This window comes from Thauera sp. JM12B12, assembly GCF_039614725.1.
In the GTDB taxonomy this organism is placed as follows: domain Bacteria; phylum Pseudomonadota; class Gammaproteobacteria; order Burkholderiales; family Rhodocyclaceae; genus Thauera.
The window spans coordinates 2,477,091-2,496,280 of sequence record NZ_CP154859.1 but is presented as its reverse complement, the minus strand read 5'-3'; the positions used below and the strand labels follow the sequence as shown (position 1 = coordinate 2,496,280).

Annotated in this window: 19 protein-coding genes; 5 read left to right on the top strand and 14 right to left on the bottom strand. The window is 67.4% G+C overall.

All coding sequences use genetic code 11. The features are described 5' to 3' along the window. Positions 1-2 precede the first annotated feature (2 nt). The 6 genes from AAG895_RS11185 to cydP form a co-directional block, all read right to left on the bottom strand. The gene (locus AAG895_RS11185) at positions 3-1,355 is read right to left on the bottom strand and encodes an FAD/NAD(P)-binding oxidoreductase (protein ID WP_345792090.1); all 1,353 of its coding nucleotides are present in this window, start codon (positions 1,353-1,355) and stop codon (positions 3-5) included. 126 nt (positions 1,356-1,481) lie between these two features. After that, positions 1,482-1,790, bottom strand: a complete 309-nt coding sequence (locus AAG895_RS11180; RefSeq protein ID WP_345792089.1) for a cyd operon YbgE family protein — start codon at positions 1,788-1,790, stop codon at positions 1,482-1,484. A 19-nt stretch (positions 1,791-1,809) separates the two neighbouring features. Continuing rightward, positions 1,810-1,992, bottom strand: a complete 183-nt coding sequence (gene cydX, locus AAG895_RS11175; protein WP_345792088.1) for a cytochrome bd-I oxidase subunit CydX — start codon at positions 1,990-1,992, stop codon at positions 1,810-1,812. A gap of 29 nt (positions 1,993-2,021) precedes the next feature. Beyond that, entirely contained in the window at positions 2,022-3,164 is a 1,143-nt protein-coding gene (gene cydB / locus AAG895_RS11170) for a cytochrome d ubiquinol oxidase subunit II (RefSeq protein ID WP_345792087.1), read from the bottom strand. Positions 3,165-3,180: 16 nt separating this feature from the next. Beyond that, complete coding sequence (locus AAG895_RS11165; RefSeq protein WP_345792086.1) at positions 3,181-4,743, bottom strand: cytochrome ubiquinol oxidase subunit I; 1,563 nt, start codon at positions 4,741-4,743, stop codon at positions 3,181-3,183. Next, entirely contained in the window at positions 4,733-4,930 is a 198-nt protein-coding gene (cydP, locus tag AAG895_RS11160) for a cytochrome oxidase putative small subunit CydP (RefSeq protein WP_345792085.1), read from the bottom strand. Before cydP ends, AAG895_RS11165 begins: the two co-directional genes overlap by 11 nt. Positions 4,931-5,434: 504 nt before the next feature. On the opposite strand from cydP, the gene petA reads away from it, so the two are divergent. Then, on the top strand, positions 5,435-6,028 hold the full coding sequence (gene petA / locus AAG895_RS11155; RefSeq protein ID WP_345792084.1) for a ubiquinol-cytochrome c reductase iron-sulfur subunit: 594 nt from the start codon (positions 5,435-5,437) through the stop codon (positions 6,026-6,028). An 85-nt stretch (positions 6,029-6,113) separates the two neighbouring features. Next, the gene (locus AAG895_RS11150; protein ID WP_345792083.1) at positions 6,114-6,467 is read left to right on the top strand and encodes a nitrogen fixation protein; all 354 of its coding nucleotides are present in this window, start codon (positions 6,114-6,116) and stop codon (positions 6,465-6,467) included. A 172-nt stretch (positions 6,468-6,639) separates the two neighbouring features. Here the strand turns inward: AAG895_RS11150 and AAG895_RS11145 are convergent, their stop codons facing one another. The 6 genes from AAG895_RS11145 to AAG895_RS11120 all read right to left on the bottom strand — a co-directional run bounded on the left by AAG895_RS11145 (position 6,640) and on the right by AAG895_RS11120 (position 12,617). Next, a complete protein-coding gene (locus AAG895_RS11145) occupies positions 6,640-7,500 on the bottom strand; it encodes an MBL fold metallo-hydrolase (protein ID WP_345792082.1) in 861 nt (286 codons plus the stop codon). A gap of 40 nt (positions 7,501-7,540) precedes the next feature. Beyond that, positions 7,541-8,533, bottom strand: a complete 993-nt coding sequence (locus tag AAG895_RS11140; protein WP_345792081.1) for an SLAC1 anion channel family protein — start codon at positions 8,531-8,533, stop codon at positions 7,541-7,543. A 236-nt stretch (positions 8,534-8,769) separates the two neighbouring features. Beyond that, complete coding sequence (locus AAG895_RS11135; protein ID WP_345792080.1) at positions 8,770-10,824, bottom strand: TonB-dependent receptor; 2,055 nt, start codon at positions 10,822-10,824, stop codon at positions 8,770-8,772. A 110-nt stretch (positions 10,825-10,934) separates the two neighbouring features. After that, complete coding sequence (locus AAG895_RS11130) at positions 10,935-11,387, bottom strand: hypothetical protein (RefSeq protein WP_345792079.1); 453 nt, start codon at positions 11,385-11,387, stop codon at positions 10,935-10,937. Positions 11,388-11,446: 59 nt separating this feature from the next. Continuing rightward, on the bottom strand, positions 11,447-11,863 hold the full coding sequence (locus AAG895_RS11125; protein WP_345792078.1) for a hypothetical protein: 417 nt from the start codon (positions 11,861-11,863) through the stop codon (positions 11,447-11,449). A gap of 109 nt (positions 11,864-11,972) precedes the next feature. Continuing rightward, the gene (locus AAG895_RS11120; protein ID WP_345792077.1) at positions 11,973-12,617 is read right to left on the bottom strand and encodes a peroxiredoxin; all 645 of its coding nucleotides are present in this window, start codon (positions 12,615-12,617) and stop codon (positions 11,973-11,975) included. A 345-nt stretch (positions 12,618-12,962) separates the two neighbouring features. Between AAG895_RS11120 and AAG895_RS11115 the strand changes: the two genes are divergently transcribed. After that, a complete protein-coding gene (locus tag AAG895_RS11115) occupies positions 12,963-14,351 on the top strand; it encodes a sigma-54-dependent Fis family transcriptional regulator (protein ID WP_345792076.1) in 1,389 nt (462 codons plus the stop codon). Positions 14,352-14,612: 261 nt separating this feature from the next. On the opposite strand, the gene AAG895_RS11110 is transcribed toward AAG895_RS11115, so the two are convergent. Beyond that, positions 14,613-15,074 (bottom strand): cytochrome c, encoded by a 462-nt coding sequence (locus AAG895_RS11110; RefSeq protein ID WP_345792075.1) that lies wholly within the window; start codon positions 15,072-15,074, stop codon positions 14,613-14,615. A gap of 220 nt (positions 15,075-15,294) precedes the next feature. Here AAG895_RS11110 and AAG895_RS11105 point away from each other — a divergent pair, with 220 nt between their 5' ends. Together AAG895_RS11105 and AAG895_RS11100 are read left to right on the top strand one after the other, a co-directional pair. Beyond that, the gene (locus tag AAG895_RS11105; protein WP_345792074.1) at positions 15,295-17,916 is read left to right on the top strand and encodes a PEP/pyruvate-binding domain-containing protein; all 2,622 of its coding nucleotides are present in this window, start codon (positions 15,295-15,297) and stop codon (positions 17,914-17,916) included. A 69-nt stretch (positions 17,917-17,985) separates the two neighbouring features. Continuing rightward, entirely contained in the window at positions 17,986-18,456 is a 471-nt protein-coding gene (locus AAG895_RS11100) for a hypothetical protein (RefSeq protein WP_345792073.1), read from the top strand. Here the strand turns inward: AAG895_RS11100 and AAG895_RS11095 are convergent. Then, positions 18,446-19,108, bottom strand: coding sequence for an MBL fold metallo-hydrolase (locus AAG895_RS11095; RefSeq protein ID WP_345792072.1), 663 nt, complete (start codon positions 19,106-19,108; stop codon positions 18,446-18,448). The genes AAG895_RS11100 and AAG895_RS11095 overlap by 11 nt on opposite strands. Positions 19,109-19,190 lie beyond the last annotated feature (82 nt).

Here is a 19,190-nt window from a genome sequence, read left to right as displayed (position 1 = left end):
CCCTAGACCCGACCCTTGGCCACCGCCATGTAGGCGGGCTTGAGCAGGCGGTATTTCATGACCCAGGCGAAGTAGCTGTCCTGGAGCGGATCGATCATCGGCAGGGAGGGCGTGAGATTGTTGTTGTAGTCGAACTCGATGAGTAGGGCCGAGCCCTCGCGCAGCAGCAGCGGGCAGGAGGTGTAGCCGTCGAAAACCAGCGAGGGCTCGCGACCCGCGATGACGTCGATGAGGTGCTGTGCCACGATCGGCGCGCTCTTCTTGACCGTGGCGGCGGTCTTGCCCTTGCCGGTGCCGTTGATGTCGCCAATCCCGAACACGTTCGGGAAGCGGCGGTGGCGCAGGGTCTTGGGGTCGACCTCCAGCCAGCCACCGGCGGCGAAGCCGCCTTCCTTCCATGACAGCGGGCTGTTCTTCACCGGGTCGGGCGCGCGCATCGGCGGCACGACGTGGATGAAGTCATAGTCGATCTCGGTGCGTTCGCCTTCCGGACTGCTCACGGTGGCGCGGCGCGCGCCGACGTCCACCGCGACGAGCTTGCTGTTGAAGGTGACCGGGATGTCGAGCTCGGCCCAGCGGCGCAGGACCTCTTCGTTGATGCGCGGCACGCTGAAGATGTTGCCGAGCGCAGAGTGGAAGTCGATCTTCGAGCGCGTACGCGTGCCGGCCTGCTTCAGGCGGTCGGCGATCATGAAGGTCATCTTCAGTGGCGCGCCGGCACACTTCAACGGCGTGGCGGGCAAGGTCATCAGCGCCTGGCCGCCCTTCTGGCGGAAAGCGTCCATCGCCTGCCAGGTTGCTTCCGCCGCGGCGGGGCTGGGATAGACGCAGCCCAGGCCGTGGGTGCCGATGGCGGCGACGTCCATGCCTTCGATCTGGGCGAAGTCCAGATGCAGGCCGGTGGCCACCACCAGGTAGTCGTACGCGATGCGCTTGCCGCTGTCGGTGACGACCGCGTTGGCCTCGGGGTCGAACTCGGCCACCATCTCGCGCACCCATTCCACGCCGGCGGGCACCAGGTCGGCGTTGCGGTCGCTGACCTTGTCGACCGGCCAGATGCCGGTCGCCACCAGGGTGTAGCCGGGCTGGTAGTTGTGGACTTCCTTGCGGTCGATGATCGTGATCCTGGCGCCGTCGAGCTCGCGCGACAGGCGGCTGGCAATGGCCAGGCCACCCAGACCGCTGCCGGCGATGACGATGCGCGCCGTGGTCTTCAGCGACGCGCGAGCCGGCTGGGTGGCCACGGCGAGGCCGCTGCCGGCGACCACGGGCAGCACGGAGGCGCCGAACAGCAGGCGACGTCGCGTGGCATCGACGTCGGGCGTGGCGCAGGGGGATTCAGGCGTATGGGACATGTGTCTCTCCTTCCCGGTCGGGGGTCTGTGCCATGCGCGCAGCCCCGTTTCTATCGTCGCTTCTTCTTCAATCATATAAGTAATTGATCAAATAGCCATGTGCCGATCAGGGCTATGTGACCGAGGTCACATAGCGCCGCCCTGCAAGGAAACGAGGCGGCCGACAGCCAGGGCGAGGCCGAGCAGGCAGGCCAGGCTCGAGAAAAGCAGGCGCCAGGCCACATGGCGCGGCACGAAGCCGACGCCGCGCACGAAGCCCGCGCTCATGGCCCAGAACAGCGCCAGGGCGGCCCAGTGGTCGGCGACGCCTTGCGGACCGGAGAGGGCGGCAGGCCAGGCCGTGATGCCCAGCATGATCGCGATCGCAGCCAGCAAGGGCAGCAGCCGGATGCCGCCCGCCGGCGCCGCGGGGAGGGGTGAGACCTTGGTGTGCATCGTCGACTCCTTGCCGCCCTCAGTGCGCAGCCTTGCCGTTTGCGCGGGCGGGATCGACGTCGGCATGGGCCTGGCGCAGGGCGTCGGCACGCGCCTGCTCGCGCGCCTCTTCGCGCGCGTCTTCATTTTCGCCCCACAGCGCGTTGAGGATGGCCAGCAGCACGGCGAAGCCGATGCCCAGGACCCAGGCGAAGTACCACATGTCGTTCTCCTTGTTCGGTTCGTACGGGTTCAGTACGCGGAGTGCTCGTTCTCGCGGATGTAGGCTGCGGTGACCTTGCCCGCCATCACGCTGTAGGCCCAGCTGGTGTAGGCGACGATGATCGGCATGAAGATCAGCGTGGCCCAGAACATGATGCCCAGCGTGCGCTGGCTCGAGACGGCGTCCCACACGGTGAGGCTGGCGCCCGGCACGGTGGAGGAGGGCATCACGAAGGGGAACATCGACACGCCGGCGGTGCCGATCACGCCCACGATGGCAAGCGACGAGGCGACGAAGGCAGCCAGCGTGCGGCCCTTCCATACCAGCGCCAGCGCGGCGAGTCCGCCCGCGTAGGCCAGCGCCGGCACCAGCATCGTCAGCGGCGCGGTGTCGTAGTTGGCCAGCCAGGCACCCGGCTTCAGTTCGACCGTCTTGGCGAGCGGGTTGGGCAGCGCCGCGGTGTCGATCACGGAGGTGATCACATAGCCGAAGTCGCCGTTGGCGATCCACAGCCCCGCGGCGCTGAAGCCGGCCAGCATCAGCACGCCGAAGATCAGCGCGGCGGTGATCGAACGGCGCTGGATGCCGCCCTCGGTGCGGTGCGCAAGATAGATCGCGCCGTGGAAGGTGATCATCGCCGTGCTCACCACGCCGGCCAGCAACGCGAAGGGATTGAGCAGCCCCCAGAAGCTGCCGGTGTAGTAGGGCACCAGAGTGTCGTCGAAGTGGAAGGGCACGCCCTGCAACAGGTTGCCGAAGGCCACGCCGAAGATCAGCGGCGGCACCGCCCCGCCGATGAAAAGGCCCCAGTCCCAGGTGCTGCGCCAGGTGGCGTTGTGGATCTTGCTGCGGTAGTCGAAGCCCACCGGGCGGAAGAAGAGCGCCCACAACACCGCCAGCATGGCCCAGTAGAAGCCCGAGAAGGCGGTGGCATAGACGATCGGCCAGGCGGCGAAGATGGCGCCACCGCCGGTGATGAACCACACCTGGTTGCCGTCCCAGTGCGGGCCGACGGTGTTGATGACGACGCGGCGCTCCTCGTCGTTCCTGCCGACGAAGGGCAACAGCGTGCCCACGCCCATGTCGTGGCCGTCCATGATGGCGAAGCCGACGAGCAGCACGCCCACCAGCAGCCACCAGATGAGTTTCAGGGTCGGGTAGTCGAAGATCATGATGTCCGCTCCGGGATCAGGCGTGGGCGTGGTGGGTTTCGTTCTTGTAGCGGCCGGTGCCCAGGCTGCCCGGGCCCTGGCGGGCGAACTTCACCATCAGATACATCTCGACGATCAGCAGCAGGGTGTAGAAGCCGACGAAGCCGGCGAGCGAGCCGTACAGGCTTTCCACCGTCAGTGTCGAGACCGACAGGTGGGTGGGCAGCACGCCGTAGATCGTCCACGGCTGGCGGCCGTACTCGGCCACGAACCAGCCCATCTCGCAGGCCAGCCAGGGCATCGGGAGGAACCACAGCGACCACCTGAGCAGCCACGGCCGCTGGGCGAAGTCGCCCTTGATCGAGTACCACAGCGCAGCGCCGAACAGCGCCAGCATCGCGAAGCCCAGCGCCACCATGATGCGGAAGGTCCAGAACAGCGGCGTCACCCTGGGCAGCGTGTCGCGCGCGGCGCGGTCGATGAGTTCGGGGGTGACGTCGTCCATCGAGGCGACGTACTTCTTGAGCAGCAGGCCGAAACCGAGGTCGGCCTTGACCTCGTCGAAGGCCTCGCGCAGCGCCGCGTCCTGCGGGTTCTTGCGCAGCGCTTCGAGCAGCTTCACCGCCTCCACGCCCACGATCACGCGTTCGCGGTTCAGCGCGTAGATCTGGTTGAGGCCGGGCAGCTCCTTGTCCAGCGAGCGCGTGCCGATCAGGCCCATCACCCAGGGGATGTGGAGGGCGAAGTCGTTCTTCATCTCGGCTTCGTTGGGCACGGCGATGACGTTGAAGCTCGCCGGGGCCGGTTCGGTCTCCCACATCGCCTCCATCGCCGCGAGCTTGGTCTGCTGGGCCTCGCCGAGCGCGTAGCCGGACTCGTCACCGAGCACGATCACCGAGCAGATCGAGGCGAAGCCGAAGGCCGCCGCGATGCGGAACGAGCGCTTGGCGAACTCCACGTCGCGCCCGCGCAGCAGGTACCAGGCCGAGATCGACAGCACGAACATCGCGCCGGTCACATAGCCAGCCGACACCGTATGCACGAACTTGCCCTGCGCCACCGGGTTGAACACCACCGCCCAGAAATCGGTGAGTTCCATGCGCATCGTCTCGTAGCTGAATTCCGAGCCCACCGGGTTCTGCATCCAGCCGTTGGCGATCAGGATCCACAAGGCCGACAGGTTGGTGCCCACCGCCATCAGGATCGTCACCAGCAGGTGCTGCTGGCGCGACAGGCGGTCCCAGCCGAAGAAGAACAGGCCGATGAAGGTCGATTCGAGGAAGAAGGCCATCAGGCCCTCGATCGCCAGCGGCGCACCGAAGATGTCGCCCACGTAGTGCGAGTAGTAGGCCCAGTTGGTGCCGAACTGGAACTCGAGCGTGATGCCGGTGGTGACGCCGAGCGCGAAGTTGATGCCGAACAGCTTGCCCCAGAAGCGGGTCATGTCCTTGTAGATCGTCTTGCCGGTCATGACATAGACGCTTTCCATGATGACCAGCATCCACACCATGCCGATGGTGAGCGGCACGAACAGGAAGTGGTACATCGCCGTGGCGGCGAACTGCAGCCGCGACAGATCGACGAGTTGCTCACTGACCATGGGTTTCTCCAGATGTCGTGTGTTGTGTCTTGCTTGCCGGGGCGAGCACCTGCGCAGCCATGGCGCCAGGGTCGACTGCCACCTTCGCGTCGCGGATGAACACCCACCACAGCGCGGTGATCAGCACCAGCTTGATCACGAGTACGAGGGTGAGATGACGCAACAGGCCTTGGTCGGACGGCTTCATGCGGGCGCTCCGGTTGTCTGGTGCTCCATTAACAAGTGCCGTGCCAGCGTGAGCGGAAGACGTTTTTTGCGATAAATCAAAAACTTCGATCAGGTCGCCGGATTGGGAATGATGTCTTGGCTGTCAGGGTGGCAGTCAAACTGCCGCCATGACTGTCGATTTGGCGGGGCGTGACTGCATCGATGAGTGGAGACCCTTGTGCCCGAACGCGGCGGGCCTGAGCTCCAGTTGGCAGTCTGGTGGCAGATGCTGCCTCGATTGGCAGTCGTGGCGGATCGACGGCTTGGTCGCCTTGTGCGGAAATCCGCCTCTCCACTGGGTTCTCGCGGGCTGGCACGGCCGTTGCTAAATGGATTCGCAGAAGCGGAGCCGTGTCGTGGTCGCCACCAAGATCGTCCTCCCTCTGCGGTCTCAACCCCCGTGGCGACGGCCCGATGAACTCCACCGGCTCCGCTTCCCTTTTCTTCAGCGCACTGCGCACCACCCCCACCGGAGATGCAGCACATGTCGGATAACCTGAAGAAGGAACGTCGTCGGCTCCTGATCGCGACTTCCGCTGCCGGGGCTGTCGGCGCCGCGGCCACTGCCGTTCCCTTCGTCGCCAGCCTGACGCCGTCCGAACGGGCCCGCGCTGCTGGCGCGCCGGTCGAGGCCGATGTCAGCAAGCTCGCCGCCGGCGAGATGATGACCGTCGAGTGGCGTGGCAAGCCGGTGTGGATCCTGCGCCGCACGGCCGAGATGCTGGCCAGTCTGGAAGGGCATGAGCCTCGGCTGGCCGACCCCGCGTCGGCTGAGCCGCAGCAGCCCGACTACGCCGCCAATCGTCATCGTTCGATCAATCCCGACTACCTCGTGGTGATCGGTATCTGCACCCACCTCGGCTGCTCGCCGTCGGAGAAGTTCGCGTCCGGGGCCGCCAGCGGCATCGGCGATGACTGGCCCGGCGGCTTCCTGTGCCCGTGCCACGGTTCGATCTTCGACCTCGCCGGACGTGTGTTCCTCAGCCAGCCGGCACCTACCAACCTCGAGATTCCGCCGCACAAGTGGCTGTCGGGGAGCCTGGTGCTGATCGGCGAGGACGACTCGACCACCGCCTGAGCCGCGCGCGGCCCGTCCCATCCTTCCAACCCCCGGCGCCCGCCCGCGTGTGCGGGGCTGCGCGCCGCATCGATCGAGGCACAGCATGAAGATCGCCGTCACCAGCCAGAACTTCCGCACGGTCACCGCGCACGCCGGCAAGGCCCGGCGGTTTCTCATCTACGACATCAGCTGCCCCTGCTCCCCGCGCGAGGTCGATCGTCTCGACCTGCCGATGGAGATGGCCTTCCATGCGTTCCGTGGCGACCGACACCCGATCGACGGCATGACCGCACTCATCACCGCGGGTGCGGGCGAAGGCTTTCGCAAGCGGATGGCGCAGCGCGGCATCGAACTGGTCGTGACCGGCGAATCCGATCCCCTGCAGGCCATCGTCGACTACACGCAGGGCGTGGTGAAACCCGCGGCGGCCCACGATCACGCGGACCACACCTGCTAGGCGGAGATACGCCGGCACTCTGCGGCGAGGGTGTTGAAGGCTTCGGCCTGGGTCATGAAGATGCGGCCCGATAGCCACGCTGTCACCCCGGCCCGGTCCAGCCGGTCGCCGTGCCTGCGCGCGAGCAGGATGCGGGGGCGACGGCAGTTGTCGCGGGCAGCGGGTGGCGCGCCTACAGCAGGTCGATCGGGATCTTCAGGTAATGCACGCCGTTGTCCTCGGCCGGTGGCAGGTTGCCGGCACGCACGTTGACCTGGATCGCCGGCAGGATCAGCGTCGGCATGGCCAGCGTGCGATCGCGTGCGGTGCGCATGGCAACGAAGTCGGCCTCGGCTACGCCTTCATGGACGTGGACGTTCTTCGCCCGCTGCTCGGCCACCGTGGTTTCCCACACCGGGGCGCGGTCGTCGGGCGGATAGTCGTGGCACAGGTGCAGGCGCGTCTCGGGCGGCAGCGACAGTAGCTTGCGGATCGAGCGGAACAGCGTGGCCGCATCTCCGCCGGGGAAGTCGCAGCGTGCGGTGCCGTAGTCGGGCATGAACAGGGTGTCGCCGACGAAGGCGTCCTGCCCGACGATGTAGGTGAGGCAGGCCGGCGTGTGGCCGGGCGTGTGCATCACCTCGACCGCCAGCCCGCCAATGCGGAAGCGCTCGCCGTCCTCGAACAGGTGGTCGAACTCGGCGCCGTGGGTGTTCATGTCCTTGGCGTTGAAAAGGTCCTTGAACACGGCCTGCACCTGGCGGATATGCGCGCCGATGCCGATCTTGCCCCCGAGCTGCTGCTTGAGGTAGGGCGCGGCCGAAAGGTGGTCGGCGTGGGCGTGGGTCTCGAGCAGCCAGTCGACTTGAAGCCCGGCGTCGCGCACGTAGGCGATGACGGCGTCGGCCGAGGTGCGCGATGTGCGTCCCGACCTGGGGTCGTAGTCGAGCACGCTGTCGATGATCGCAGCGCGTGCTGTCGCGGGGTCGGACACCACGTGAGTGACGGTGTTGGTGGCGGCGTCGAAGAAGGACCGGATCTCTGCCTGGGGCATTGGTAAGCTCCTCATGTCGTTTCGTGACTGAGTGAGCGGCTCACTCGGGCACGCAGATCTGGCCGCGGCTGGCGGCCCGCAGGGTCTTGAAGGCCAGCAGCGCGACGACGCCGCTCAGCACCGCGAGCATCGCCCAGGACAGCCCTGCATAGAAGACCTGGCCGCTGCGAGCACTCATCTCGAAGGTGGCGATCGTCATCGCTGCCAGCGGGAAGGAATAGGCCCACGCCGAGATGAAGAACGGCAGGCGGAAGAAGCGCACCGCATTGCTCGCCAGCAGCAGGGTCAGGAACAGCGCGGTGAAGTACAGCACCCGGGCGAAGGCGTCGACCTGGTCGGTGAGGCCGACATAGGCCAGGAAACCGACCGCGGGCGGGGCGATCAGGATGAAGAGCGTGGGCGTCAGGCGCGCGGGCAGCGGCTCATGGAAGAACAGCCGGTACAGCACGATCGTCATCAGCACCAGCCAGAACACCAGCCCGATGCTGAAGAAGAACCAGCTGATGTCCGCGGGCGCGAAGCGCACGCCGGCGATCGGCACGATGATGTTGCCCACCACCGGGATGAACCAGGCCGGGTTGGCGTGCTTGATGTCGTAGTGGGTGTGGTGGATCCAGCTGCTCATGGCGAACAACGTGAACATGAGATGCACGGCGGCGCCGATGCCCCACATCCATTGCGCGACGGCCGGGGCGTCCTGTGCCCAGCTGATCGACAGCAGCAGCAGGCCGATGGAGATCGCGGGGAAGAAGTTCAGGCGCACCGGATGGGCGCGATCGGCCTTCACCGCCTCGGGGTGTCGCAGCAACTTGGCTCCGTACGTCGCCAGCAGGAACAGGTACAGCGCACTCGCCAGCCAGCGCAGCGCGACGCCGATCTCGAGCGGCACGCCGCCGGTGTGATGGGCCTTGAGCCAGGCAATGGTGAGGCCCGCCATGCCCATCACGGTGGAGAACAGGGCGACCGGGAAATGCGCGAGCCGCTCGAGCGGGGGGCTCACCGCCGTGGGCGCGGCTGAAGCGTTCGTGTGCATGTTTCGTCCTCGCAGGTGGCAGTCGATGCGATGTGCACCAGCAAACAACATGCCACGGCCGGGCGACGTTTGGGGCCGCCCGAGAAACCCGGGCAATCCGCGTGAAACGGAGGACGTCGAGGCTCAGCGCGTGTTCGGGACCGAGGGTCTGTGCGCTGCCACGCGGCAGCAAGTGTGTCGTTGATGGCAGCGCACGTGTGCCGGAGGGCATTTGATGATGCGCCCTCCGACACCGGTCAGAAACCGAGCCTCATCCCGACCACCAGGTTACGACCTTCGAGCGGGGCGACGTTCTTGATGAACGAGGTGTGCGCGTAGGCCAGCTGGTTGCCGAGGTTGTTGCCCTTGACGTAGACCTGCCAGGGCGTGGCCTTGTAGCGGCCGCTGTAGCTCAGGCCGACATTGACCATGTTGTAGCCCGGCGTCTCAAGCTCGAACGCGGCGACATCGTCCTGGCGGCCGACGCGATAGACCTCGGCTTCGGCACGCCAGGCATTCCACTTGGCATCCAGTCGCAGGCCGACGCGATGAGCCGGGATGCGCGGCAGGTCGCGGTCGCCGTCGCCGGCCTCGAGCCTGGCGCGAACGTAGTCGCCGAAGAGCGTCAGGCCGAAGGTGGCGTCGAGCTGCTGGCGGATGGCGCCCTCGATGCCGGTGAAGCGGGCGTCGCGCTGGGCGTACTCGATGAGCTGGAAGTCCTCGTAGGCGTCGAGCGTGCGGGCGTGGATGTAGTCGTCGATGCGGTTGTGGAACACGCTGACGGAGAGGGTAGTCGGACCGGCGAGCTTGCGCAGCGTCAGGTCGACGTTGTTGGCCGTCTCCGCCTTCAGCTCGGGGTTGCCGCGTTCCCAGGTGCTGGTCGCCATGTGCAGGCCGCGCGCGTAGAGTTCCTCGGCCGTCGGCAGGCGCTGGGTGCGCGACAGCGTCATGCCCAGGCTGTACTGCGGGGCGAAGTCCCACACCGCGCCGAGCGACACCGAGTTGCCGCGGTGGCTGCGGTCGCGCTGGGTGCTGCTGTCCACGTCGATGTCCTGCCATTCGTGACGCAGCCCGGCTTCGAAGCGCCAGTCGGCCAGTGTGTACTCCTCGATCAGGAAGGCCGCGTGCCGGGTCGTCACGGTCGGCGATACGTAGGCTTCATCGCCGTCCGCGCGGAAGTCGCGGCGGCCGGTCTGCAGGCCGAGCACACCGCGCCAGCCGCCGAGCGGCGCATGTTCGAGTTCGACACGGGCATCGCTGGCCTTGCTGCGGAAGCGGGTGCCGACGCTGTCGATCCCTTCGTCCTGCTCGATCTCGTCGTGGCCGTAGTCGGTGTAGGACGCGCGCAGGCGGGCGCGGGTGAAGCCGGCGAAGGGTTCCAGCAGTTCGCCGCGCAGGTCCCAACGTTCGCTGTCGAGCTTCACGTACGGGGTGGCGGCGTGCTCGTCGTGTTCATGCTCGTGATCGTCTTCCTCGCCGTGGTGGCCGCAGTGCAGGTGGTCGCCGTGCGGGTGGCAGGCTTCGTATTCATGGCTGTGGCCGGGCAGCCCGTACTCGTTCCGCTGACGGCTATACGCGACACCGAGATAGCCGCGCGCGCCCACCCACGACACGCCGAGGCTGCCGGTCTCGGTCTGGTTGTAGCTGCCCCCGACCCGGCCGTGGTCCCAGCCGCTGCCGACACGGTAGTCGCGCGCGTCGCGCTTGAGCCCTTCGGCGTGGAAGGCGAGGTTGCCGCTGCCCGCGGTGACTTCGAACGCGCCGGCGACGCCATTCGCGACACTGTCGGCGCGCAGTTCCACGCTGCCTTCGACCCCGCGTTCGGGGACCGCGGTGGGGACGCGCTTGTCGAGCACGTTCACCACGCCGCCGATCGCGCCGCCGCCATAGGCGAGCGCGGACGGGCCGCGCAGCACCTCGATCTGCTCGCTCAGCATCGGCTCGATCGCCACGGCATGGTCGGGGCTGATCGTGGATGCGTCCATGATCTCGCTGCCGTCCGACAGCAGCTTGACGCGCGGCCCGTCCATGCCACGGATGATGGGCCGGCTGGCGCCGGCCCCGAAGTAGCTGGCGGCGATGCCGGGTTCGCCGGCCAGCGTCTCGCCGAGCGTGGCGGCACGACGGCGTACGAGCTCGTCGCCGGCGATCACGCTGACCGGGGTGCTCATCTGATCGCTGCCGAGCGCCAGCGCGCTGGCCGAGACGGTGACCGGGGCAAGCGCGGTGTCGTCCGCGTACGCGGCGGCGGACCCGAAAGCGAGGGCGAGGCTCAGCATGAGCGGGGTGGGTGAGGTTTGAAGCCTGGACATCGGTGTTCTTCCTTCGTGTTCTGTTTGCGCAAGGAAAAGGCCGTCCCGCGTCCGGGCTAGCGCACCGGACGGAGAGGCGTCATGCAGGCCGGGTCACGGACCCGACGGTTTCAGCAGGGGATGGGGCGAAGGGCCGATGAGGGCGGCGCGCGGCAGCGTGGCCGCCGCGGGCTGGACGACGAGGGGGACGGCGCGAGGGCGGTCGGCGTGAGCGCGGCGCCATCATCGTCACAGGTGAAGGTCGCCGGCGCGGCCGGAGGAAGCTCGAGCGCGGCGAGCGCCAGGCATTCCAGGCAGAGGGCGCCGGCGTGACGGCGGTCTTCCTCGCCCGGCGATGCATCGTTCGCGGCAGCCCGGGTTGTCTCTGCCAGATGGGTCAGGGCATGGGCGTGCACCTCGATCTGCGCGGCGAGCAGCGCGAGCGCAAGCACGACCAGCAGCGCCCTGCCGGCAAGCACGTGTCCGTCGCTGATGCGGCGGGCGAGTCGGCGGGGGTGCGGAAGCGACAGGAAGAAAGCACGCAGCCCGGCGCGGGGCCGGGCTGCGGGTGCGGCGCAGGACATCGCCGCATTCTAGGGTGGGGATCTTTCTAAGGCAACAAAGTTGCAATAGAACTCGCCAATCAGAAACCGATGACTTTGCGGTTCGGCTCCAGCAGTGCGGCGCCCATGTCGGCGGGCTTCGCCGGCTTGATACCGTCCTTCAGGTCTTCGGCTTGCTTGCCACTGTTGGGCAGGTAGAGCGCGCATACCGAGGCGGTGGCGCCCTTCTTCAGCGCGCCGTCGAGCAACTGTGCCGGCGTCACGTTGTTGGGCTTGAGCGCGTCGCCGCCGGCACCCTTGAGTGCGAGGTCGCCGGCCTGATCGCATAGCAGGATGTCGACCTGTGCGCCCTGTTCCTGCATCTGGTTGGCCAGCACCATGGCCATGCCCTGGGTCATCGGGCTCTCGGCGTTGAGGACGACGGTGACGGCCTGCTTGTCGGCAAATGCAGTGGTGGAGGCGAAGGCGATGGCGAGGGCAACGAGGGTTTTCTTCATGCTGGGATTCCTTTGGTGAGTCGGAAGGCGCCCGCAGACCGGCGGCTACGAGTGGGTTTGCGGACGGGATCCGGGCCGATCGGGAGAGTCATGCCGCAGGGCAGGGCGCTTACAGCGACCTGGTGGAGAAGTACCAGTCGACCGTGTTGTAGCCCTCGGTGGCGCGCTTGTCGGCCGCCTCGGTGGTCTTGGGCGGGGAAACGATCACGTCTTTGCCCGGGCACCAGTTCTCGGGCGTGGCCACGCCATGCTCGTCCGAGGCCTGCAGCGCCTGCAGCAGGCGGACGAACTCGTCGATGCTGCGACCATTGCTCATCGGGTAATACACCATGGCGCGCAGGACGCCATTCGGGTCGATGAAGAAGGTTGCGCGCACGGCCTGGGTGTCGGCGGCGCCGGGATGGACCATGCCGTAGGCGCGGGCGACGTCCATCTTGATGTCCTCGATGATCGGGAACGGGATGTCGACGCCGAATTTCTCCTTGATGTTGCGTGTCCAGGCCAGGTGCGAGAAAAGGCTGTCGATCGACAGGCCCAGCAGCTCGCAATTCATCTCGGCGAACTTGGGCGCCGCGTTGGCAAAGCCGATGAACTCGGTGGTGCACACCGGGGTAAAGTCGGCTGGGTGGGAGAACAGGATCAACCACTTGCCGCGATAGTCCGCAAGCGAGCGCTCGCCGTGGGTGGTCCGGACGTTGAAGGCGGGGGCTGGCTCATTGAGGCGGGGGAAGCTGAATTGGGCTGCGTTTTCCATGATGAAGCTCCGTGGCAGTGACGATGAAGGATTACGACGGGTTCAGAATTAGAAGAGGCTAATTGAGATTGCATGCTACTTCTGTGAATTGCATTCATAGCTGAGAGCTATGCCTAATGGGATAACTGTTTAAACCTAGGCATTGCTCAGAACGCAATTCACGTGCCAAGGCTCAGTCGCAAGCAAGGTGTCGGGGCTTGGCCGCGGGGTCGTAGCCCGCATTGGGCCTGAGGGTCTTGGGCTTTACCGGACATCAACGCCTGCGGAAATCTCGCGTGGGCGATTGAGGTAAGATCTGCCAGCACGGCAGATTTCTGCCAGAGCTGACGTCAGGAGTGACACGACATGCCGCCCGATCTGCGCCCGCTTCCCGAGTTGGTGTCCTTCCTCGAGACCTTGCCCGAGCCGCATATCCTGTGCGACCGCGATTACCGCATCATCGCCGCCAATGCGGCCTATCGCGCGTCATGGCCGGATGGTCGCAACGTCGTGGGGCGTACCTGCTACGACGTCAGCCATCACTACAGTGTCCCCTGCGATCGCGCCGGCGAGTCCTGCCCGCTTGCCCGCAGCCTGGCTTCGGGTCAGCGTGAGCGTGTGCTGCACCTGCACCACACGCCGCGCGGCGAGGAGTACGTGAACATCGAGCTGTCGCCGGTGCGCGACGCGAAGGGCGATATCGCCTGGTTCATCGAGAAGATGGAGCCGATGCACGTTGCCCGCGGCGTGTCGGATCACCGCGGCCTGATCGGTCGCTCGCCCGCCTTCCAGCGCATGCTGGAGATGATCGCGCGCGTGGCGCCCTCCGATGCGAGCGTGTTGCTGCAGGGCGAATCGGGCACCGGCAAGGAATTGCTCGCGACCGCCGTGCATGAGGCGAGCCGTCGCGCGGAAGGACCGTTCGTGGTGGTGGACTGCTCGGGCCTCCCCGAGACTCTGTTCGAAAGCGAGGTCTTCGGTCATGAGCGCGGCGCCTTCACCGGCGCCACCGCGCGCAAGCCCGGCCTCGTCGAGGCGGCCAGTGGCGGCACGCTGTTCCTCGACGAGGTCGGCGATATCCCGCTAGCGATGCAGGTCAAGCTGCTGCGTCTGCTCGAGACCGGCACCTATCGCCGGGTCGGTTCCACCGAGCTGCGCCGCGCGGACATCCGCCTGGTCTCCGCCACCCACCGCCCGCTCAAGCGCATGATCGCCGAGGGCAGCTTCCGTCAGGACCTGTATTTCCGTATCAACACCTTCCCGATCGCGGTGCCGCCCTTGCGCGAGCGCGAGGGCGACCTGCCGCTCCTGATCGATTCCCTGCTCGAGCGCGTGGCGCCCAAGCGCCGCCTGACGCTGTCACCGGCCGCGCTGCGGCTGCTGTGCGCGTATGCGTTCCCGGGCAACGTGCGTGAGCTGCGCAACGTGCTCGAACGCGCGAGCCTGATGTGCGATGGCGACGTGATCGGCCCGGAGCACCTTCCGGAAGAGGTGCTGCATCCCGAGCCCGAGGCGACGAGCGCGAGGGGGGCCGGGCCGATGCCTGCTGGCGCTTCGGTCGCGCAGTCGGGCGATGCGCTCGATCTCGATGAGGTGCAGCGCCAGGCGATGCTGCGCGCGGTGCGCAGCCACCGCGGCAGCCGGCGCGAACTGGCACGTCGCCTCGGGATCAGCGAGCGTACGCTCTACCGGCGGCTCAAGGAGTTCGGACTGGTGGAACGCGGCGGCGAGGATACGGCGGCGGGCGAAGGATAGGCCGAGCTGTCTCCAATACGCCAAGCTGGCAGCAATGGCTGCCTCAAGGCAGTAGATGGCAGTGAGCTTTCGCACAGGAGCGGCTTGAAACGCCCGGACGGCGGGGCTGAAGCAACCTGGCACGGGCTTTGCTGATCTACTGCTGTGCGAAGCGGGACCGAGTCGTGAGCGCTGCGTGATCGTCTCCCCTCAACGGTCTTGCCCCCTGCAGCGTCGGCCCGATGAAGTCCTCCGGCCCGCTTCGCCCTTTTCCTCTCCGACTTATCTGCGGAAATCGCGGTGGCAGGCCTTGCAGCTGTCCTGGACCTCGGCGTAGGCGCTGCGGGCGTCTGCTTCGTTGCGCGCAGTGGCGGCGGCGATCAGCCGGTCACTGGCTTCGATGAAGGATGTGCGGCGCTGCTCGAAATCGGCCGGTTTCTCCCAAACGGCAGGGAGGGCCTTGGTGGGCGGGTAGTTGGTATCGGGGCCGAAATGCGACCAGGGTCGTTCGCGCAGGCTGGCAAGCTCATTCGCCAGGCGCGCGAAGGCGTCGGGGTCGTAGCGACGGTCCTTGAGCATCGTTCCCATCGGCTCGAAGCTGCGCAGCATCGCCTTGAAGGCCTGCTGGCGCTTGGTCACCGGTTGCTCGGGATGGGTGTCGGGAATCTCGCTCGAGCATGCGGCCAGCGTAAGGGCGGACAAGGAAAGAAGGGCAAGGCGGACGGACAGGGTCGGGCGGGGCATGATCTTGGTCTGTTTGCTGGAAGGTCGACTGGGCTGGGCGAAGGGCGGCTGCCGGCATGCGCACGCTGGAGAAGCAAACGGCGTGCCGCGAATGCTCGCCCGGCGAACGCGCGATCCTAAGGGTTCGCTGCCGCCCAAAAAGTTCCCGCCTTGCGGCGCTCGTTGCCGGCTGCGGCCCGGGCTGCTGTTCAAGCAGCGCAGGCCGCGCTAGGGTTGCAGGATGAACCCGACGCCCATCCCCCGCGCGCGCGGCTTCGCGCCCACCACCGGCCTGCCAGGACTCGACGCCGTGCTCTCCGGCGTCGCGCCGGGCGACAACATCGTCTGGCAGATCCAGTCGCTCGCCGACTATGGCGCGCTGGTGCGTCCGTATGCAGCCGCGGCGCTGGCGCGCGGCGACCGGCTGATCTACTTCCGCTTCGCCAGCCATGCGACGCTGCTCCCCGAGGACGGCGGGGCCGAGATCCACCGCCCCCGCCCGGAGGATGGTTTCGACGCCTTCGTGGATCAGGTGCACTCGGTCATCGAGGCCGCAGGCCCGCAGGCGCTCTACGTGTTCGACTGCCTGTCCGAGTTGGCCGACGCCTGGCAGTCCGACCGCATGCTCGGCAACTTCTTTCGCCTGACCTGCCCGCGGCTCTTCGATCTGGATACGGTGACCTACTTCGGTGTGTTGCGGAACCGGCATGCGCACGCCGGGATGGACATGATCACCGAGACCACGCAGTACCTGCTGGACGTGTTCCGCTGCCGTGACCGGCTCTACGTCAAGCCGATAAAGGTGCAGCACCGGTCGGCCGCGGCCATGAACCTGATCCACGCCTGGGAGGCGGGCGACCGCTTCCGCCCGGTGGCCGACAGCGGCACGGTGGCCGAGATCCTGGCGGGCTCGGGCTGGCCCGGGCTCGAGGACGAGCAGATCCGCAGTCACTGGCAGCAGCTCTTCGACGCAGCGCGCACGGTGTCCGCCCTGCGTCGGGCCGGGGCGCCCGACACGGCCGCCGAGGCCAGCTGGTTCGCCCGCTTGGCCCGCCTGCTGTTTCCGGAGGAGGCCGGTCTCCAGCGTCTGCTCGAGCGCTACCTCACGCTCGACGATCTGCTCGAAGTGCGGGCGCGCATGATCGGCATCGGTACCATCGGTGGCAAGGCGGCGGGCATGCTGGTGGCGCGCGCGGTCCTGCGCCGCGATGCGTCCGGGCTGCATGCTCGGCTCGAGGCGCACGACTCCTTCTATGTCGGCAGCGAGGTGTTCGACACCTTCTTTGTGCGCAACGGGTTGTGGTGGATCCGGCGGCGTCAGCGCGATCCGGCGGGCTTCCTGCAGGGGCTGGACGGGGACGATGGCGCGCGCGCGCGCATCCTGCGCGGTAGCTTCCCCGATTCGACGGTGCGCCAGTTCGAGGCCATGCTCGACTACTTCGGCGAATGGCCCTTCATCGTGCGCTCCAGTTCCCGGCTCGAAGACCGCTATGGCAATGCCTTCGCCGGGCAGTACGACAGCGTGTTCTGCGTGAACCAGGGCCCGCGCGAGAAGCGGCTCGCCGACCTGCTCGATGCGGTGCGCCAGGTCTATGCGAGCACGCTCTCGGAGCAGGCGCTGCGCTACCGCCAGCGACGCGGCCTGCTCGACGAGCACGAGCAGATGGCGCTGTTGATCATGCGCGTGTCGGGTACCGCGGGCGGGCGCTATTTCCACCCGCACGCGGCCGGCGTGGGGCTCTCGGTCAATCCCTATCCGTGGAATCCGCGCATCGACATGAGGGCCGGCGTCGTGCGCCTGGTGGCGGGTCTCGGTACGCGGGCGGTGGACCGCGCCGACGACGATTACACCCGGCTCATCGCGCTCAACGCGCCGGAGTTGCGACCCGAGACGAACTTCGGCGCGATCGCCCGCCACGCCCAGCGCCGCATGGATACGCTCGATCTCACGCGCAACGAGGTGGTCACCGGCCCCTTCGCGGAGCTGGTGCGCGGCCAGGCGGATTTTCCCGAGGCGCTGTTTACCACGCGGGAAGGTCCGGACCGTCCCGCCTTCCTCACCTTCGACGGACTGATCGCGCGCACGGACTTCGTAGCCGACCTGCGCCTCCTGCTCGCCCGCCTGCACGACGCCTATGCGCATGCGGTCGAGATCGAGTTTGCGCTCAACTTCGTGCCGGACGGTGGCTATCGCATCAACCTGCTGCAGTGCCGGCCGATGCAGGTGCGCAGCGTCGAGGGGGTGGCCGAAGTCGTGCCGCCGGCGGATGCGACGAGGCTGCTCAGCGCGCGCGGTGCGGTGATCGGGCCGGGGCGCGTGATCCGGCCCGAACGCGTCGTATATGTTCGACCGGCGGCCTATGGCGCGCTCAATCAGGCGCGCCGGCTCGCGGTAACGCGGGTCCTCGGGCGCCTCAATGCGCTCGCCGGGGGGCGCTGCGTGCTGATGCTCGGCCCCGGGCGTTGGGGATCCAAGGATCCGTTCCTCGGCATTCCGGTGCTGTTCTCCGAGATCAACCACGTGGCGGCGCTGTGCGAGATCGTCGCGATGCACGACACATTGGTCCCGGACGTTTCCCTCGGCACGCATTTCCTCAACGAGCTGATCGAGGCCGATCTGCTCTACTTCGCCCTCTTTCCCAGGTTGGCCGGCAACGAGATCGATGAAGACGCCATCCTGCGCTGGCCGAACCGCCTGGGCGAGCTCCTCCCGGGCGATGCCGAATGGGCAGACGTGGTTCACGTCGCCGATCCCGCGCGGGGCGTGCTCACGCTCTATGCCGATGCCGCGGGGCAGCGGCTGGCGGTGACGATTGCGGGCGCGGGAGATGATGCAGCGGGTGCGGGAGATGACGCGGCTTGATTCAGTTCAAGCCTTTCTGCGGGGCAGACGGGTAGCATCCGCCGGTCCGATCCTCATCCGGAGCAAAGCATGCGATCGACTGTCCCCCTCGCCGCGCTCGCCTTGGCCGCTGCGCTCGCCGGGCCCGTGCCCGCGCTCGCCGCCGAAGGAGGCGCCCCGCAACCCAGGCTGCAGGCACCCGGTGACGAAAAGCCGCGCCCCACCGACGAAAGCCTGCGTGACGCGATGGCCACGTTGCGTGAGACCGTCGCAGCCCGTCTCGCGGGCGATGCCGCAGAACCGCTCGACGAGGCGGGCTACGTGGCGCTTGCCACCGAGATCGAGCGCCAGCTTTCGGCGCTTGCCGCGGGGCGCGACTTTCACAGCAAGGCGGGCCGTCACCTGCAATGGATGCTTGGCGACATCGGCGATGGCGCCGGCCTCATGCGCAGCGCGCCACGCGTGCCGGGCAAGCGTCTCGGCCTGATGCGCGTGGTCGAGACGCTCAATTACTACGGTCGAGAGTACGACCATCCAGGGTGGGAGCCCCTCAAGCCCTGAGCCCGCGGCCGGGCAGGCGCTCGCGGCGCTGGATCACGTCGCTGATGAATCCGTCCCGGCTGTGCTTCAGGCGCGGTGCGTAACGCGCGCGCAGTTCGCCGAGCGTGGCCACATGGCGTCCGTGGAGCGGGTGTGCCGGAAATACGAGCGTTTGCTCGGGCAAGGTGAAGAGGCGTCGCGTGAGCGTGTCGAACAGCATGCCGGGGTCGGCCTCGCCGTCACCCGCGCTGCAGCTGCCGACGTCGAAAGCGTCGCCGCAGAACAGGCGGTCGCGCCAGAGATAGCTGAGGCAGCCCGGCGTATGGCCCGGTGTGCTCAGCACGCGCACCACCTCGTTGCCGAAGACGAGCCGGGTGCCGTGCGCAGCGCGCAGCACGTCGGCCTGGCATCCGCTTGGCAGGGCGGCCGCTTCGCCGACCACGAGCTGCGCGCTGCTGCGGTCACACAGCGGGCTGCAGTCCGCAGCATCGACGAGATGTACGTGCGTGCGCAGCACATGGCACAGGCGCAGGCTGCGTTCGGTGAGCAGGGCGAGGACGAGTTCGGTCTCGCGCGGTGGCGGATCGATGACGACCGCCTCCTGTTCATCGAGGTCGGCGAGCAGGTAGCCGATCTGGCTCGAGTCGGCGCTATGGAGCGGATGGAAATACATGGCAGGCCTCGGTTGCGATCGTCCGCGCGGGCTCAGCTCGCCGCGTCCGAGGTCAGACGCAGACAAGAAGCGTGCCAATGCT

Coding starts and splice junctions, on each gene's coding strand:
- AAG895_RS11185 (WP_345792090.1), bottom strand. CDS start 1,355: ATGTCCCATACGCCTGAATCCCCCTGCGCCACGCCCGACGTCGATGCC.
- AAG895_RS11180 (WP_345792089.1), bottom strand. CDS start 1,790: ATGCACACCAAGGTCTCACCCCTCCCCGCGGCGCCGGCGGGCGGCATC.
- cydX (WP_345792088.1), bottom strand. CDS start 1,992: ATGTGGTACTTCGCCTGGGTCCTGGGCATCGGCTTCGCCGTGCTGCTG.
- cydB (WP_345792087.1), bottom strand. CDS start 3,164: ATGATCTTCGACTACCCGACCCTGAAACTCATCTGGTGGCTGCTGGTG.
- AAG895_RS11165 (WP_345792086.1), bottom strand. CDS start 4,743: ATGGTCAGTGAGCAACTCGTCGATCTGTCGCGGCTGCAGTTCGCCGCC.
- cydP (WP_345792085.1), bottom strand. CDS start 4,930: ATGAAGCCGTCCGACCAAGGCCTGTTGCGTCATCTCACCCTCGTACTC.
- petA (WP_345792084.1), top strand. CDS start 5,435: ATGTCGGATAACCTGAAGAAGGAACGTCGTCGGCTCCTGATCGCGACT.
- AAG895_RS11150 (WP_345792083.1), top strand. CDS start 6,114: ATGAAGATCGCCGTCACCAGCCAGAACTTCCGCACGGTCACCGCGCAC.
- AAG895_RS11145 (WP_345792082.1), bottom strand. CDS start 7,500: ATGCCCCAGGCAGAGATCCGGTCCTTCTTCGACGCCGCCACCAACACC.
- AAG895_RS11140 (WP_345792081.1), bottom strand. CDS start 8,533: ATGCACACGAACGCTTCAGCCGCGCCCACGGCGGTGAGCCCCCCGCTC.
- AAG895_RS11135 (WP_345792080.1), bottom strand. CDS start 10,824: ATGTCCAGGCTTCAAACCTCACCCACCCCGCTCATGCTGAGCCTCGCC.
- AAG895_RS11130 (WP_345792079.1), bottom strand. CDS start 11,387: ATGTCCTGCGCCGCACCCGCAGCCCGGCCCCGCGCCGGGCTGCGTGCT.
- AAG895_RS11125 (WP_345792078.1), bottom strand. CDS start 11,863: ATGAAGAAAACCCTCGTTGCCCTCGCCATCGCCTTCGCCTCCACCACT.
- AAG895_RS11120 (WP_345792077.1), bottom strand. CDS start 12,617: ATGGAAAACGCAGCCCAATTCAGCTTCCCCCGCCTCAATGAGCCAGCC.
- AAG895_RS11115 (WP_345792076.1), top strand. CDS start 12,963: ATGCCGCCCGATCTGCGCCCGCTTCCCGAGTTGGTGTCCTTCCTCGAG.
- AAG895_RS11110 (WP_345792075.1), bottom strand. CDS start 15,074: ATGCCCCGCCCGACCCTGTCCGTCCGCCTTGCCCTTCTTTCCTTGTCC.
- AAG895_RS11105 (WP_345792074.1), top strand. CDS start 15,295: ATGAACCCGACGCCCATCCCCCGCGCGCGCGGCTTCGCGCCCACCACC.
- AAG895_RS11100 (WP_345792073.1), top strand. CDS start 17,986: ATGCGATCGACTGTCCCCCTCGCCGCGCTCGCCTTGGCCGCTGCGCTC.
- AAG895_RS11095 (WP_345792072.1), bottom strand. CDS start 19,108: ATGTATTTCCATCCGCTCCATAGCGCCGACTCGAGCCAGATCGGCTAC.